Origin of the sequence: Delftia acidovorans SPH-1, assembly GCF_000018665.1 — a bacterium.
Classification (GTDB): Bacteria; Pseudomonadota; Gammaproteobacteria; order Burkholderiales; family Burkholderiaceae_C; genus Comamonas; species Comamonas acidovorans.
This window is the reverse complement of the sequence record NC_010002.1, coordinates 277,674-293,023: the sequence shown is the minus strand read 5'-3', so window position 1 is coordinate 293,023 and position 15,350 is coordinate 277,674. Positions and strand designations below refer to the sequence as shown.

The window sequence follows — 15,350 nt, the reverse complement described above, 5'->3', positions numbered from 1 at the left end:
GCGGAATTCACCTGGGAAACCCCGAGACCCTCAGGCCCCCGCCAGTAACCTAGATGACAGCCGCGCTCAGATGGACAGGGCCGGCAAGTTGGCGGGCAGGCCCTGCATGGAGCGCTGCGTGTGCTCGGCCACGAAGTCCAGGAAGCTGCGCACGCGCGCCGGCATGAACTTGCGCGTGGGCAAGGTGGCGTAGAGCGTGAAATGGCCCGTGGTCCATTCGGGCAACACATGGCGCAGGCGGCCCGAGCGCAGGTGGCGCGCGATCAGGTCCAGCGGCTGGGTGCTGATGCCCGCGCCGTCCAGCGTGGCACGCAGCAGCGTGCCGGTGTGGTTGGCCACCAGCACGGGCTGCACGGCCACCTCGGCCTCGCCCGCGTTGCCATCGAGCCGGCGCAGGCGCAGCACGTCGGAGCGGCCCTGGGCGCGGCGGCGCAGCAGGCACTGGTGGCCCGCCAGATCCTCGGGCACGGCGGGCACGCCATGGGCGTCCAGGTACTCGGGCGAGGCGCAGGCCAGGCCGCAGGTGGTGACGATGGGCCGCGCCACCACGTTGCCGTCATAGCCCTCCTCGGCGTTGAGGAAGGTGATGTCGTACTCGCCCACGGCGGCCTCGCTGGCCGACTCCACGAAGACCTCGATGCAGATGCGCGGGTGCAGCCGGTGGAAGTCCGCCACCAGCGGCGCCAGCACATGCTCGGCAAACACGGGCGGCGTGAGCACGCGCACGGCGCCCGACAGCTCCAGCGTGTGCGCCTGCGCCAGGCTGAAGGCATCCTCCACATCGGCCAGGATGCCGCGCACGCGCTCCAGATAGGCCTCGCCGGCCTCGGTCAGCGACACGCTGCGCGTGGTGCGCTGCAGCAGCCGCGTGCCCAGGTGCTGCTCCAGGTCGGCCACCAGGCGCGTGACCGTGGGCACGGACATGTCCAGGCGACGCGCCGCCGCCGAAAACCCGGCCTCGTCGGCCACGGTCTGAAACACCCGCATGGTCTGCAATCGGTCCATGTTGTCCTTGGCCCCGGGCCTCGGTGCCCGGGGACTTTCGCTGCATTGTTCCACTCCCAAACGCCCTGCGCCGCGGCTTTGCGGGCCGCGGCGCAGGCGTTCATCTTCGTCGAAATGCAGCCGCTCAGCCCTTGCCGTCCGAAGTGTCCCTGGCCTGCGCTGGACCGGCGGGCGGCGCCCAGCGGATGGGGTGGGTGAAGCGCACCTCGGCGTCGCTGAAGGCCTTGGCCGTGGCGGCCGACAGCAGCAGGATGGCCGACGAGAAATAGATCCACATCAACAGCACCACCAGCGAACCCGCCGCGCCATAGGCCGAGACCACGGCCGCCGTGGACAGATACCAGGCCAGGGCCTGCTTGCCCAGCGTGAACAGCAGGGCACCGACGATGGCGCCGAAGATGAGATAGCGCAGCCGGGGCTTGGGGCCGCTGCCGATGCGCATCAGCCCCACGAAGAGCAGCACGGCGATGCCGAAGGACACGCATTCGTTGATCAGGCTGATCAGCGGCCCCAGCGGCTGCATCTGCAGCTTGGTGCCTGCCCAGTTGGTGATCAGCTGGATGGCCGTGGACAGGGCCATGGACACCAGCAGCAAGAAGCCCAGCGCCAGCACATAGGTCAGGCCGCGCAGCCGCAGCGCGGCCATGCGCCACCACACGGCCTTGGGCGGCGGTGGCTCGCCGTTCGAGGTCCAGAGCTTTTCCAGCGCGGACTGCAGCTCCACGAACACACCCGTGGCGCCGGACATCAGCAGGATGAAGCCGAACAGCGAGGCCAGCCGCCCCTCGTCGGGCCGCTGGGCGCTTTCCAGCGCGCCGCGCACCACCTGGGCGCCGCGCTCGCCGATCACGTCCTGCACCTGGTCGATCAACTGGTGTTCCACATAGCTGCGGTCCACCCACCAGCCCAGCAGGCCGACCAGCAGCAGCAGCAGCGGCGCCAGGCTCAGGATGCCGTAGAAGGACATGGCCGCGCTCATGCGCAGGCCATCGGCGTCCAGCCACAGCTGCACGGCATTCCACATGGCGCGCAGCGGGTTCAGCTCCATCAGGCGCTGCAGGCGTGCGGACCAAGGCGAGGCGGGGGGAGTTTCCGGGGTATCTGAGGGCATGGCCCTCATTGTGCAGAGCGGCAGCCCCCCGCCCTGTCAGCCTGTGCCGACAGGGTGGGAGGAGCCGCCCGGCAGCACTCAGGCCGCGCCGCGCGCCTCCACGTACAGCGCATAGATGGAATGGCTGCTGGCCATGAACAGGCGGTTGTTCTTCGATCCGCCAAAACACAGGTTGGCGCAGCGCTCGGGCAGGCGGATATGGCCTATGGGCTTGCCTGCGGGGTTGAAGACCATGACCCCGTCCAGCTCGGCTGCCTGTGCCCCAGGCGCGCCGTTGCTGCCCCAGCCGCACCACAGATTGCCGAACTCGTCGCACTTGATGCCGTCCAGCGCGCCCGGCCCGTTCGCATCGATGTGCAGGCGCTTGTTGGACAGCCGCCCGCCCTCGCCCACGTCATAGGCCCAGACCACGCGATGGGGCTGGTGGCGCGACTCGACCACATACAGCCGCTTTTCGTCGGGCGAAAAGCACAGTCCGTTGGGACCGGCCAGGTCGGTGAGCACGGCGTCCAGCCGGCCGCTGGCCGGATCGATGCGGTAGACGGACTGCGGCAGCTCGGCCTGGGCCTTGTCGCCCTCCCAGTGCCCGCCGATGCCGAACGGAGGATCGGTGAACCAGATGCCGCCGTCGCGCGCGCAGACGATGTCGTTGGGCGAATTCAGACTCTTGCCGCCAAAGCCATCGGCCAGCACGGTGATGGAGCCGTCGTACTCGGTGCGCGTGACGCGGCGCGTCAGGTGCTCGCAGGCCAGCAGCCGGCCCTGGCGGTCGCGCGCCAGGCCGTTGGAGAAGTTGGCAGGGCTGCGGAACACGCCGACCTGGCCGGTGGTCTCGTCCCAGCGCAGCATGCGGTTGTTGGGAATGTCGGAAAACAGCAGGTAGCGGCCGTCCGCCACCCACACCGGCCCCTCGACCCAGCGAAAGCCCGTGGCGATCTGCTCCACGCTGCTGCTGTAGATGCGGTAGCGCGCGAACTCGGGGTCCAGCACCTGCACCGAGGGATCGGGATAGCGCTGCTGGGGCTTGAACTCGAAGGCCTGCGCGCTGGCGGCGCCGGCCACCGTGGCCAGCGCGCCCGCCACAAAGCTGCGGCGCGTGGCGGCGCCGCCGGAATGGCAATGGGCATCCATGGCTTGTCTCCTGTGCTCAGGTCACGGGGGCGGGGTTGAACAGCACCAATTGATTGGCCAGCTTCCAGTGCTCGGCCCAGGTCTTCCTGCGGCCGCTGGCCACGTCCAGCATCAGGCGGAACATCTCCCAGCCCACGTCCTCGATGCTGGCCTGGCCTTCGGCGATGCGGCCCGCGTTCACGTCCATCAGGTCATGCCAGCGCCGCGCCAGGTCGCTGCGCGTGGCCACCTTGATCACGGGCACCTGGGCCAGGCCGTAGGGCGTGCCCCGGCCCGTGGTGAACACATGCAGGTTCATGCCGGCGGCCAGTTGCAGCGTGCCGCAGATGAAATCGCTGGCCGGCGTGGCCGCATAGACCAGGCCGCTTTGGATGCCCCGGTCGGCCAGACGCTGGCCCGGCGACAGCACGCCGGTGATGGGCGCCGTGCCGCTCTTGATGATGGAGCCCATCGCCTTCTCGACGATGTTGGACAGGCCGCCCTTCTTGTTGCCCGGCGTGGTGTTGGCGCTGCGGTCCACGCGGCCCTTGTCCAGGTAGGCGTCGTACCAGGCCATCTCCTCGATCATGGCCTGGGCCACCTCGGGGCTGGAGGCGCGCGAGGTGAGCTGGTCGATGCCGTCGCGCACCTCGGTCACCTCGCTGAACATCACGGTGGCGCCTGCGCGCACCAGCAAATCGGTGCAAAAGCCCACGGCCGGGTTGGCCGTGACGCCGCTGAACGCATCGCTGCCGCCGCACTGCACGCCCACCACCAGGGCGCTGGCCGGCACGGTCTCGCGCCGGCGCGCGTTCAGCCGCTCCAGATGCACCCTGGCGCTGCCCATGATGGAGTCCACCATGGACATGAAGCCCACATGCGCCTCGTCCTGCAGGCAGACCACGTCCAGCGCGGGCTCGCGCTCATCGACGATGGGGAAGGACCCCGGCGGCAGCAGCCGCTCGGGCTGCAGCTTCTCGCAGCCCAGGCTCACCACCATCACCTCGCCGCCAAAATTCGGGTTGTGGCTGATGTTGCGCAGCGTGCGCTGCGGAATCTCGGCGCCCACGGCATCGATGGCCACGCCGCAGCCATAGCTGTGCTCCAGGCCCACCACATCGTCCACATTCGGATAGCGCGGCAGCAGCTCGGCCTTGATGCGGCCCACCGCGAAATCCAGCACCCCGGCCACGCACTGCACCGTCGTGGTGATGGCCAGGATATTGCGCGTGCCCACCGTGCCATCGGCATTGCGGTAGCCCTCGAAGGTGTAGCCCGTCAGCGGCGGCAGCTCGGGCGGCTGCACCGTGGCGATCGGCAACCCCTCAAGAGACAGCGCCCCCGGCATGCGCAGCAGCCGCTCATGCACCCAGCTGCCCGCGGCAATGGCCTGCAGCGCATAGCCGATCACCACGTTGTAGCGGCGCACCTCGCCGCCCTCGGCAATGTCCACCAGCGCCACCTTGTGCGCCTGCGGCACCTTGTCGACCAGCACCAGCCCCCCGGGCATCACCGTGCCCGCAGGCAACCCCCCGTCATTGGCCACGATGGCCACGTTGTCGGCCGGATGCATGCGGATGGAAAGAGGAAGTGGGGTACTCATGGCAATGTCTCAATTTTCTAAAGGGCTGGCACTACAGCAGTAAAGCAGCTGGCACAGCCCACGCAACCGGCGCGGCCCAAAGCGAGGGACACCAAGCAAGGGCAGCCCCGCAGCGAGGGTGTCGTCCCCCTCCGCGAAGCGAGAAGGGGGAAGGCGCGAAGCGCCTCAGGGGGTCACTCTGCCTTTATTCCAGCAGCCTTGATCACCTTCCCCCACTTGACCACCTCGGCCTTCTGGTACTCGCCCAGCTCGGCCGGCGTCATCTGCGAGGGCAGCATGCCGAAGTTCTTCAGGCGCGCCTGCACCTCGGGCGTGGCGACGATCTTCATGATCTCCGCATGCAGCCGGTCCACGATGGGCTTGGGCGTGCCTGCGGGCGCGAACACCGCCTGCCACGATCCCATGTCGAAGCCCTTCTCGCCGGCCTCGGCGATGGTGGGCACATCGGGCAGCGACTCCAGGCGCTTGGCGCTGGTAACGGCAATGGGACGCAGCTTGCCGGCCTGCACGTGGGGGCCGACGACCAGGGCGGTGTCGAACATCATGTCCACCTGGCCGCCGATCACGTCCTGCACGGCCGGGCCGCTGCCCTTGTAGGGCACGTGGGTGAACTTCACGCCCGTCTGGTAGCCCAGCAGCTCCAGCGCCATGTGGTTGGAGGTGCCGCTGCCCGGCGAGGCCGAGGTCAGGCCGCCCGCCGCCGCCTTGGCCTTGCTGGCGGCCAGCACGTCGGCCAGCGTCTTGTAGGGGCTGGAGGCCGGCACCACCAGCACCAGCGGGCCCGAGCCCAGCATGGCCACCGGCGTGAAGGACTTGACCGGGTCGTAGTCCAGCTTGGCGTACAGGCTCACATTGATGGCGTGCGAGCTGATGGTGCCGCCCAGGATGGTGTAGCCATCGGCCGGTGCGCGCGCCGCAATGGCCGAGCCCACGCTGCCGCCTGCGCCGCCCTTGTTCTCGATCACCACGGGCGTGCCCAGGGCCTTGCTCAGCGGCTGGGCGATCACGCGCGCCAGCGTATCGGTATTGCCGCCAGGCGGGAACGGCACCAGGTAGGTGATGGGCTTGCCCGTGGGCCAGTTGCCCTGCGCGGCGGCGGGCATGGCGGCCAGGGCCGTGCCCAGCAGCAGGGCGCTGGCGAGGGAATGTTGGATGAGTGTGCGGCGTTGCATGGTGCTTGTCTCCGGGAAGGGCTTGTCGTTGGAATGGTGTGAAAGCGGGTTCAGAAGCGCGGCTGGTGGCCGGTGAACGCGGGGTCGTACTTGCGCATCTGCCCCAGGTCGTCGCGGTTGCGGATGCCGCAGTGCAGGTAGTTGTCGTGCAGGCGGGCCAGGGCCTCGCGGTCCAGCCGCACACCCAGGCCGGGCGCCGTGGGCACGCGCAGGCTGCCCTGCTCGAACTGCAGCCGGCCGCCCTCGACGACTTCCTCGTCCTGCCAGGGGTAGTGCGTGTCGCAGGCATAGGTCAGCAGGGGCACGCTGGCGCACAGGTGCGTCATGGCCACCAGGCTCACGCCCAGGTGCGAGTTGCTGTGCATGGACAGGCCCAGGTCGAAGGTGCGGCACAGCGTGGACAGGCGCTGGGTGGCGCGCAGCCCGCCCCAGTAGTGGTGGTCGCTGAGCACGATCTTCACGGGGCAGCCCATGTCGGCGTTGCGGCGGAACTCGGCAAAGTCCGTCACCACCATGTTGGTGGCCAGCGGCACATCGCACTCGCGTGCCACGGCGGCCATGCCGTCCAGGCCCGGCGCCGGGTCCTCGTAGTACTCGAGCACGCCCTGCAGCTGCTGCACGATCTTCAGGCTGGTCTCCACCGTCCAGTTGCCATTGGGATCGATGCGCAGCGGCGTGCCCGGAAAGGCATCGGCCAGCGCCAGGATGCCGGCCGCCTCCTGCTCGGGCGGCAGCGCGCCGGCCTTGAGCTTGATGCTCTGGAAGCCGTACTGCGCAATCATGCGCCGCGCCTGCTCCACCAGCTGCTGCGGCGCCAGGGCCTCGCCCCAGGCGTCGGGCGAAGAATCTGGTCCATAGGGCCTGTCGATGTGCTCGGCGTACTTGTAGAACAGGTAGGCCGAGAACGGCACGCTGTCGCGCGCCGCGCCGCCCAGCAGGTCCACGATGGGGGCACCCGCCATCTGGCCCTGCAGGTCCAGCATGGCGACCTCGAAGGCGCTGACCACCTTGGCCACGGTCTTGGACACATGCGTGCCCGGCGCCAGCGACACCTGCTGGCCCAGGAATTCGGAGGCCGTCAGCGCAGGCGGCGCCACCAGGGCCGCGACGCGGACCTCCATCTCGTTGAGCGCCCAGGGCGACAGCCCCACCAGCGCGGGCGCGGCCTTGGCCAGCGCATCGAGCATGGGCTGGTCGCCATAGCTTTCGTTGATGCCGACCAGGCCCGAGGCCGTCTCGATCTCGATGATGGAACGCAGCGCCCAGGGCTCGTGGATGCCGGCCGCATTGAGCAGCGGCGGATCGCGGAAGGCAATGGGCGTGATGCGTATGTGGCGGATCGCGTGGATCGCGTGGGTGGTGCTCATCTGGAATGCGGGTTCAGGAGGATCAAAAAAACTCGATGGCGCGGACGTCTTGTGATACGTTGTCGTACAACTTGGAGCGATTATGATCAGCACCATGGAAAGTTCGGCAAAGGGATTTCCCGCATCACCCCCAACGATCGAGCTTCCCCTGCGAGGAAAGTCCGGTCGCAGCGGCCGCAATCTGGCCGCCCTGCTGTTCGACGAGTTCGCGAGCAAGATCCGCAACGGCCTGCTGGCCGAAGGCGAGAAGCTGCCCACGGAGTCGTCGCTGGTGCAGACCTACGAAGTCAGCCGCACCGTGGTGCGCGAGGCGCTGTCGCGCCTGCAGGCCTCGGGCCTGGTGGAGACGCGCCACGGCATAGGCACCTTCGTGCGCGCCGCCCAGCCCGCATCCACGCTGATGCTCAATGCCGACGAGCTGACGGCCGCCGTGGACGTGATGGCCGTGCTGGAGCTGCGCATCAGCCTGGAGACCGAAAGCGCCGGCCTGGCCGCGCTGCGCCGCAGCCCCGAGCAGCTGCAGGGCATACGCATGGCGCTGCAGGCCTTCGAAATCGCCTTTGCGCGCGGCGAGGACACGGTGGCCCATGACCTGGCCTTCCACACCCAGATCGCCGAGGCCACGGGCAACCGCTACTTCGGCGACATCCTGCGGCACTTCGGCGCCCAGCTGATTCCGCGCACGCGCATCGCCTCCATCCACCAGCCCCAGCGCGACCCCGATTACCTGCGCCGCGTCAACCGCGAGCATGAGGAAATCCTCGCCGCCATCGAGCGCCAGGATGCCGACTCGGCCCGCGCGGCCATGCGCATCCACCTGACCAACAGCCGCGAACGCCTGCGCCTGGCGCAAAAGACCAGCGCCGCCTGAGTGCCCCCATGGGCCTTTCGGGGCCCATGGCTTTGCCACGGGAATTCAGACAACCAAGGGAAAACCCTTTATCACTGCTCGCAGATCTCGGTTAAAAATCGGCTTCAGTTGTACGACAACTGACAACATTAAACCCGGAGACAAGAGCATGACCCTGAGCCGAAAGCAGTTCCTGCGCGCCGCTGGCGCCACCGCCCTCGTGGCCTCCGGCGCCGGTGCGCTGGCCCAGAGCAACTGGCCCACGCGCCCGCTGCGCCTGGTGGTGCCCTACCCGCCGGGCGGCAGCTCGGACATCATTGCGCGCGCCATCGGCCCGCTGCTGTCGGCAGAACTCAAGCAGCCCGTGGTCATCGAGAACAAGCCCGGCGCCAACGGCAACCTGGGCGCCGACATGGTGGCCAAGGCCCAGCCCGACGGCCACACGCTGATGCTGTGCGACCTGGGTGCGCTGGCCATCTCGCCCTCGCTCTACACCAAGCTGTCCTTCGACCTGTCCCGGGACCTGCGCGGCACGGCCATGCTGGCCTACTCGCCCCACCTGCTGGTGGTCCATCCTTCGGTGCCGGCCAACAACCTGCAGGAGCTGGTGGCCCTGTCCAAGAAGGAAGACCTGAGCTTTGCCGTCACCGCCACGGGCAGCGCCCCGCACCTGGCCGGCGTGGAACTGGCGCGCGCCACGGGCGCCCGCTGGGAATACGTGCCCTACAAGGGCGGCGTGCAGTCCATCCAGGACACGGTGGCAGGCCAGACCCAGGTGCTGATGAACGGCATGCTGGCCACCTACCCCCATGTGCAAAGCGGCAAGCTCAAGCTGCTGGGCCTGTCCAAGGGCACGCGCATGCCGCTGGCCGCCAACGTGCCCACCATCGCCGAGCAGGGCGTGCCCGGCTTCGAGACCGGCACCTGGCAAGGCGTGGTCGTTCCGGCCAAGACGCCCGAGGCCGTGGTCCAGCGCCTGCATGAGGCCCTGATCACCGCCATCCGATCGCCCGAGGTGCGCGCCCGCCTCACGGGCCAGGGCGCCGAGGTCGTGACCATGAACCCCGCCGAGACCGCGCGCTTCCTGACCACCGAGCGCCAGCGCTGGCAAAAAGTGGTTCAAACAGCCGGTTTGAAGCTCGACTGATTCCACCCTTTTTTCTTTCTTCCCCACCCTTATTCCCGAGAGCACCATGACCCCCCAAGACCTCAAAGACGTGATGAGTTCCGGCCTGCTGTCCTTCCCCGTGACGGACTTCGACAGCAACGGCAACTTCAATGCCAAGGGCTATGCGGCCCGCCTCGAATGGCTGGCCCCCTACGGCGCCAGCGCGCTGTTCGCGGCAGGCGGCACGGGCGAGTACTTCTCGCTGTACGGCGAGGAATACGGCCAGATCATCAAGACCGCCGTGGACACCTGCCGCGGCAAGGTGCCCATCATCGCGGGCGCCGGCGGCCCCACGCGCACGGCGATTGCCCATGCCCAGGAAGCGGAGCGCCTGGGCGCCCACGGCGTCCTGCTGCTGCCCCACTACCTGACCGAAGCCGGCCAGGAAGGCCTGATCGCCCATGTGGAGCAGGTCTGCAAGAGCGTGAAGTTCGGCGTCATCGTCTACAACCGCGACCGCACCCGCTTCACGCCCGAATCGCTGGCCATCCTGGCCGAGCGCTGCCCCAACCTGGTGGGCTTCAAGGACGGCATGGGCAACATCGAGACCATGTCCGCCATCTTCATGAAGATGGGCGACCGCTTCGCCTACCTGGGCGGCCTGCCCACGGCCGAGGTCTATGCGGCCGCCTACAAGGCCCTGGGCACGCCGGTGTACTCCTCGGCCGTCTTCAACTTCATCCCCAAGACGGCGATGGCGTTCTACGAAGCCGTGCGCACCGACGACATGGCCACGCAGCACAAGCTGCTCAAGGAATTCTTCATGCCCTACCTGAAGATCCGCAACCGCGTCGAAGGCTACGGCGTGAGCATCATCAAGGCCGGCGCCAAGCTGGTCGGCCACGACGCAGGCCCCGTGCGCGCCCCGCTGACGGACCTCAAGCCCTCCGAGCTGGAAGAGCTCAAGGCCCTGATCGACAAGCTCGGCCCGCAATAAGCCACAAGACCGGACGCAGGGGCCAGTCCGGCCCTTGCGCCCCCCAGGAGACAAGAACATGAAGAAGATTCTGATCACGCTGGGTGCCGCACTGGCCCTCACGGCGCAGGCGGCCGGCAGCTTTCCGGACAAGGCCGTCAACATCATCGTGCCCTTCCCGGCCGGCGGCTCCACCGACACCGTGGCGCGCGCCATGGCCCTGAGCATGGGCGAGCAGCTGGGCAAGCCCTTCGTGGTGGAAAACCGCCCGGGCGCCACCGGCACCATCGGCGCGGGCGCCGTCAAGCGCGCACCGGCCGATGGCTACACCCTGCTGGTGGCCTCGCTGGGCCCCTTCGTGGTCACGCCGCACCTGGTCAAGAACGTGCCCTATGACGCAGGCAAGGACTTCGACTACATCACCATCCCCGTGCAGGCGCCCAACGTGCTCGTGGCCAGCCCCGCGCAGAAGGCCCGCACCGTGGCCGAGGTCATCGCCGCGCTCAAGGCCAACCCCGGCAAGATCAGTTTCGCGAGTTCGGGCAACGGCTCCTCGGACCATCTGTCGGCCGAGCTGTTCTGGCAGCAAAGCGGCACCGAAGGCATGCACGTTCCCTACAAGGGCGGCGCCCCGGCCATCACCGACCTGATCGGCGGCCAGGTGGACTTCTCGTTCCAGAACGTCAACGCCGTGCTGCCCCATCTGCGCAGCGGCAAGCTGCATGCGATCGCCGTGACCGGCAGCCAGCGCTCGCCCGTGCTGCCCGATGTGCCCACGCTGGCCGAGGCCGGCGTCAAGGGCGCCGAGGTCTACTCCTGGCAAGGCCTGGCCGCCCCCAAGGGCCTGCCCGCCGATGTGAAGGCCAAGCTGGCCAAGGCCGCCATCGCCTCCGTGCAGCAGCCCGACATCCGCAAGCGCTTCGTGGAGCAGGGCCTGGAGATCGTGGGCAACACGCCCGAGGAATTCACGCGCTACCAGGCCCAGGAGTCGGAGCGCTGGAAGCAGCTGATCCAGACCCGAAAAATCACCGCTGATTGAGCTAGAAACAACGGGCCGGCCCCAGGGCCGTTCCCGCTGGCCTGCGCACCGCAGGCCCTTTTCACCGGGGCTTCCAGCCCCCGCAAGTTCCAAGGATTCCAAGGCATGGCGACCTCCCGTCCACGCGTTCTCCAGTTCGGCAAGATGCCGCTGCCCCAGCTCGATGCCGAGCTGGCCCAGGCCTATGAGGTGACGCTGCTGTCCGAGCAGCCCGACCGCGAGCGCTTTCTCGCCGAGCACGGGGCGCAGTTCGAATACCTGGTCACCTCGGCCGCCATGGGCGTGCCCGCGAGCGTGGTGCAGGCCCTGCCCAGGCTGCGCTTCGTGAGCAGCTTCGGCGTGGGCTTTGACGCGCTGGACCGCGAGTCCCTGCTGCGCCAGGGCGCCCGCGTGGGCTACACGCCCGGCGTGCTGGACGACTGCGTGGCCGACATGGCCTTTGCGCTGCTGCTGGATGCGGCGCGTGGCCTGAGCGAGTCCGACCGCTTCGTGCGCCGGGGCGACTGGAGCCGAGGCCGCTTCGGCATCCGCACGCGCGCCAGCGGCAAGCGCCTGGGCATCTTCGGCATGGGCCGCATCGGCTCCACCGTGGCGCGCCGCGCGGCCGGTTTCGACATGGAGGTGGCCTATCACAACCGCCGCCCGGTCGAGGGATCGCCACACCTCTACCAGCCCTCGCTGCTGGAGCTGGCGCGCTGGGCCGACTTCCTCGTCATCACGGCCGCAGGCGGCGACGGCACGCAGCACCTGGTCAACGCCGAGGTGCTGGACGCGCTGGGGCCGCAGGGCTTTCTGATCAACGTGGCACGCGGCAGCGTGGTCGACGAGGCCGCCCTGGTCCAGGCCCTGCAGCAGGGCCGCATCGCGGGCGCGGGCCTGGATGTGTTCGAGGACGAGCCACGCCCCCATGCCGAGCTGCTGTCGCAGGACAACGTGGTGCTGGCGCCCCACATCGCCAGCGGCACGCACGAAACCCGCCGCGCCATGGCCGACCTCGTGCTGCGCAACCTGGCGCAGTTCATCGCCACGGGCCGGCCCGAGGCCGAGGTGCCATGGTCCGCCGCGCAGCAGGCGGCCACCGCCGCCGCATAGCCGTTTTTTCCCAGAGACCGATCCAAACGATCCAAGAGCACGCCATGTCCTCCACCCCGACCATCACCGAGATCGAAGTCATTCCCGTCGCCGGCCGCGACGGCATGCTCATGAACCTCAGCGGCGCGCATGCGCCCTACTTCACGCGCAACATCGTGCTCATCCACGACAGCGCGGGCCACACCGGTGTGGGCGAGGTGCCTGGCGGCGAAGGCATACGCCAGGCGCTGGAGGACAGCAAGGCGCTGCTCATCGGCCAGTCCGTGGGCAACCACCTCAAGCTGCTGCAGAACCTGCAGCAGGCCCTGGCCGGGCGCGACACGGGTGGGCGCGGCCTGCAGACCTTCGATCTGCGCATTGCCGTGCATGCCGTCACCGCCGTGGAGTCGGCCCTGCTGGACCTGCTGGGCCAGCACCTGGGCGTGCCCGTGGCAGCCCTGCTGGGCGAAGGCCAGCAGCGCGACCGCGTGGAGATGCTGGGCTACCTGTTCTTCACCGGCCCCACCGACAAGACCGACCTGCCCTACGTCCAGCCCGGCGAAGACCAAAGCGGCACCGACGACTGGACGCAGGTGCGCCACATGACCGCCATGGACCCGGCCGCCATCGTGCGCCAGGCCGAGGCGGCGCACGCGCGCTACGGCTTCAACGACTTCAAGCTCAAGGGCGGCGTGCTGGCCGGCGAGCAGGAGGTGGAGGCCGTCACCGCGCTGGCCAGGCGCTTCCCGCAGGCGCGCGTCACGCTGGACCCCAACGGTGGCTGGCTGCTCAAGGACGCCATCCGCCTCATGCGCGACATGCACGGCGTGCTCGCCTATGCCGAAGATCCCTGCGGCGCCGAGAACGGCTTCTCGGGCCGCGAAGTCATGGCCGAATTCCGCCGCGCCACCGGCCTGCCCACGGCCACCAACATGATCGCCACCGACTGGCGCCAGATGGTGCATGCGCTGTCGCTGCAGTCCGTGGACATCCCCCTTGCCGACCCGCATTTCTGGACCATGGCCGGCTCCGTGCGCGTGGGCCAGACCTGCCGCGACTGGGGCCTGACCTGGGGCTCGCACTCCAACAACCACTTCGACATCTCGCTGGCCATGTTCACCCACGTGGCCGCCGCCGTGCCCGGCAAGGTCACGGCCATCGACACGCACTGGATCTGGCAGGACGGCCAGTACCTCACCCAGAACCCGCTGCAGATCAAGGGCGGCTTCGTCGAGGTGCCCAAGACCCCGGGCCTGGGCGTCACCGTGGACCGCGCCGCGCTGCAGCGCGCCAACGCCCTGTACCTGGAGCACGGCCTGGGCGCGCGCAATGACGCCATGGCCATGCAGTACCTGATTCCCGGCTGGACCTTCGACAACAAGCGCCCCTGCATGGTCCGCTGACCCCTTCCTTCCGTTACCCCTTTCCCGGAGCACCTCATGTCCCGCTACGACAACCTCATCAACGGCCAATGGAAGGCCGCCGACGGCTACAGCGCCAACACCAACCCCAGCGACCTGTCCGATGTGATCGGCGAGTACGCCCAGGGCAATGCCGCCGATGTGGAAGCCGCCATCGCCGCGGCAGCCGCGGCCTTTCCCGCCTGGAGCACCTCGGGCATCCAGGCCCGCCACGACGCCCTGGACAGGATCGGCAACGAAATCCTGGCCCGCAAGGAAGAGCTGGGCGACCTGCTGGCGCGCGAGGAAGGCAAGACCCGCCCCGAAGCCATTGGCGAAGTCGGCCGCGCAGGCCAGATCTTCAAGTTCTTCGCGGGTGAATGCCTGCGCCTGGCCGGCGAGACCCTGCCATCCGTGCGCCCCGGCATCGGCGTGGAAATCACGCGCGAGCCCGTCGGCGTGGTGGGCCTGATCACGCCGTGGAACTTCCCCATCGCCATTCCCGCCTGGAAGATCGCCCCGGCCCTGGCCTTCGGCAACTGCGTGGTCCTGAAGCCCGCCGACCTCGTGCCCGGCAGCGCCTGGGCGCTGGCCGACATCATTCACCGCTCGGGCATTCCGGCCGGCGTCTTCAACCTCGTCATGGGCCCGGGCCGCGTCATCGGTGATGCCCTGGTGCGCCACAGCGACGTGGCCGCCATCAGCTTCACCGGCTCCGTCGGCGTGGGCCGCGGCATTGCCCGCGCCTGCGTGGAAAGCGGCAAGAAGGTGCAGCTGGAGATGGGCGGCAAGAACCCGCAGATCGTGCTGGACGACGCCGACCTCACCCAGGCCGTGGAGCTGTCCGCGCAAAGCGGCTTCTACTCCACGGGCCAGCGCTGCACGGCATCGAGCCGCCTCATCGTCACCGACAGGATCTACCCCGCCTTCATCGAGGCCCTGCAGGCCCGCATGGCCAGGATCAAGGTGGGCGACGCCCGCGCCGCAGGCACCGACATGGGCCCCGTGGTCAGCCAGGCCCAGCTGGAGCAGGACCTGAGCTACGTGGAAATCGCCAAGGCCGAAGGCGCCGTGCTGGCTGCCGGCGGCGCTGCCGCCGCCTGCCACACCGGCAGCGGCAACAAGGGCTACTACATGGCGCCCACCCTGTTCGTGGACACCGCCGCCGCCATGCGCATCAACCGCGAGGAAGTCTTCGGCCCCGTGGCCAGCGTCATCCGCGTCAAGGACTACGAGGAAGCCCTGGCCGTGGCCAACGACACGCCCTTCGGCCTGGCCGCAGGCATTGCCACCACCAGCCTCAAGCACGCCACCCACTTCAAGCGCCACAGCCAGGCCGGCATGGTCATGGTCAACCTGCCCACGGCCGGCGTGGACTACCACGTGCCCTTCGGCGGCCGCAAGGGCAGCAGCTACGGCCCGCGCGAACAGGGCCGCTATGCGCAGGAGTTCTATACGACGGTGAAGACCGCCTACACGCTGGCCTGAACAGCATCCGGCTGACGAGAAAAAAGCACCTTTCGAGGTGCTTTTTCATT

The 15,350-nt window shown here is 68.7% G+C and carries 13 protein-coding genes; 7 read left to right on the top strand and 6 right to left on the bottom strand.

Translation table 11 applies throughout. The features are described 5' to 3' along the window. Positions 1–66: 66 nt before the first annotated feature. From DACI_RS01295 to DACI_RS01270, 6 genes are all read right to left on the bottom strand, one after another. Positions 67–1,005 carry a LysR family transcriptional regulator gene (locus DACI_RS01295; RefSeq protein ID WP_043780296.1) on the bottom strand — a complete coding sequence of 313 codons (939 nt, stop codon included), beginning with the start codon at positions 1,003–1,005 and terminating at the stop codon, positions 67–69. 124 nt (positions 1,006–1,129) lie between these two features. After that, a complete protein-coding gene (locus tag DACI_RS01290) occupies positions 1,130–2,116 on the bottom strand; it encodes a YihY/virulence factor BrkB family protein (RefSeq protein WP_043780293.1) in 987 nt (328 codons plus the stop codon). Positions 2,117–2,194: 78 nt separating this feature from the next. Next, positions 2,195–3,247 (bottom strand): SMP-30/gluconolactonase/LRE family protein, encoded by a 1,053-nt coding sequence (locus DACI_RS01285; RefSeq protein ID WP_012202196.1) that lies wholly within the window; start codon positions 3,245–3,247, stop codon positions 2,195–2,197. A gap of 16 nt (positions 3,248–3,263) precedes the next feature. Further along, positions 3,264–4,829: a galactarate dehydratase gene (gene garD / locus DACI_RS01280; protein ID WP_012202195.1), complete on the bottom strand. Its 1,566-nt coding sequence runs from the start codon at positions 4,827–4,829 to the stop codon at positions 3,264–3,266. 173 nt (positions 4,830–5,002) lie between these two features. After that, positions 5,003–6,001 (bottom strand): Bug family tripartite tricarboxylate transporter substrate binding protein, encoded by a 999-nt coding sequence (locus tag DACI_RS01275; RefSeq protein WP_012202194.1) that lies wholly within the window; start codon positions 5,999–6,001, stop codon positions 5,003–5,005. Between the two features lie 50 nt (positions 6,002–6,051). After that, the gene (locus DACI_RS01270) at positions 6,052–7,368 is read right to left on the bottom strand and encodes a glucarate dehydratase family protein (protein ID WP_012202193.1); all 1,317 of its coding nucleotides are present in this window, start codon (positions 7,366–7,368) and stop codon (positions 6,052–6,054) included. 82 nt (positions 7,369–7,450) lie between these two features. On the opposite strand from DACI_RS01270, the gene DACI_RS01265 reads away from it, so the two are divergent. The 7 genes from DACI_RS01265 to DACI_RS01235 all read left to right on the top strand — a co-directional run bounded on the left by DACI_RS01265 (position 7,451) and on the right by DACI_RS01235 (position 15,300). After that, positions 7,451–8,239: a FadR/GntR family transcriptional regulator gene (locus DACI_RS01265; RefSeq protein WP_012202192.1), complete on the top strand. Its 789-nt coding sequence runs from the start codon at positions 7,451–7,453 to the stop codon at positions 8,237–8,239. A gap of 148 nt (positions 8,240–8,387) precedes the next feature. Next, a complete protein-coding gene (locus tag DACI_RS01260; protein ID WP_012202191.1) occupies positions 8,388–9,365 on the top strand; it encodes a Bug family tripartite tricarboxylate transporter substrate binding protein in 978 nt (325 codons plus the stop codon). Between the two features lie 46 nt (positions 9,366–9,411). Continuing rightward, positions 9,412–10,323, top strand: coding sequence for a 5-dehydro-4-deoxyglucarate dehydratase (kdgD, locus tag DACI_RS01255; protein ID WP_012202190.1), 912 nt, complete (start codon positions 9,412–9,414; stop codon positions 10,321–10,323). 58 nt (positions 10,324–10,381) lie between these two features. Then, entirely contained in the window at positions 10,382–11,341 is a 960-nt protein-coding gene (locus DACI_RS01250; RefSeq protein ID WP_012202189.1) for a Bug family tripartite tricarboxylate transporter substrate binding protein, read from the top strand. Positions 11,342–11,446: 105 nt separating this feature from the next. Then, a complete protein-coding gene (locus tag DACI_RS01245; RefSeq protein WP_012202188.1) occupies positions 11,447–12,433 on the top strand; it encodes a 2-hydroxyacid dehydrogenase in 987 nt (328 codons plus the stop codon). A 44-nt stretch (positions 12,434–12,477) separates the two neighbouring features. Continuing rightward, the gene (locus tag DACI_RS01240; RefSeq protein ID WP_012202187.1) at positions 12,478–13,815 is read left to right on the top strand and encodes an enolase C-terminal domain-like protein; all 1,338 of its coding nucleotides are present in this window, start codon (positions 12,478–12,480) and stop codon (positions 13,813–13,815) included. 36 nt (positions 13,816–13,851) lie between these two features. Further along, complete coding sequence (locus tag DACI_RS01235) at positions 13,852–15,300, top strand: aldehyde dehydrogenase family protein (RefSeq protein ID WP_012202186.1); 1,449 nt, start codon at positions 13,852–13,854, stop codon at positions 15,298–15,300. The last annotated feature ends 50 nt before the right edge of the window (positions 15,301–15,350 follow it).

Excerpts from the sequence above, each read along its gene's own strand:
- DACI_RS01295 (WP_043780296.1), bottom strand. The coding sequence starts at position 1,005 with ATGGACCGATTGCAGACCATGCGGGTGTTTCAGACCGTGGCCGACGAG.
- DACI_RS01290 (WP_043780293.1), bottom strand. The coding sequence starts at position 2,116 with ATGCCCTCAGATACCCCGGAAACTCCCCCCGCCTCGCCTTGGTCCGCA.
- DACI_RS01285 (WP_012202196.1), bottom strand. The coding sequence starts at position 3,247 with ATGGATGCCCATTGCCATTCCGGCGGCGCCGCCACGCGCCGCAGCTTT.
- garD (WP_012202195.1), bottom strand. The coding sequence starts at position 4,829 with ATGAGTACCCCACTTCCTCTTTCCATCCGCATGCATCCGGCCGACAAC.
- DACI_RS01275 (WP_012202194.1), bottom strand. The coding sequence starts at position 6,001 with ATGCAACGCCGCACACTCATCCAACATTCCCTCGCCAGCGCCCTGCTG.
- DACI_RS01270 (WP_012202193.1), bottom strand. The coding sequence starts at position 7,368 with ATGAGCACCACCCACGCGATCCACGCGATCCGCCACATACGCATCACG.
- DACI_RS01265 (WP_012202192.1), top strand. The coding sequence starts at position 7,451 with ATGATCAGCACCATGGAAAGTTCGGCAAAGGGATTTCCCGCATCACCC.
- DACI_RS01260 (WP_012202191.1), top strand. The coding sequence starts at position 8,388 with ATGACCCTGAGCCGAAAGCAGTTCCTGCGCGCCGCTGGCGCCACCGCC.
- kdgD (WP_012202190.1), top strand. The coding sequence starts at position 9,412 with ATGACCCCCCAAGACCTCAAAGACGTGATGAGTTCCGGCCTGCTGTCC.
- DACI_RS01250 (WP_012202189.1), top strand. The coding sequence starts at position 10,382 with ATGAAGAAGATTCTGATCACGCTGGGTGCCGCACTGGCCCTCACGGCG.
- DACI_RS01245 (WP_012202188.1), top strand. The coding sequence starts at position 11,447 with ATGGCGACCTCCCGTCCACGCGTTCTCCAGTTCGGCAAGATGCCGCTG.
- DACI_RS01240 (WP_012202187.1), top strand. The coding sequence starts at position 12,478 with ATGTCCTCCACCCCGACCATCACCGAGATCGAAGTCATTCCCGTCGCC.
- DACI_RS01235 (WP_012202186.1), top strand. The coding sequence starts at position 13,852 with ATGTCCCGCTACGACAACCTCATCAACGGCCAATGGAAGGCCGCCGAC.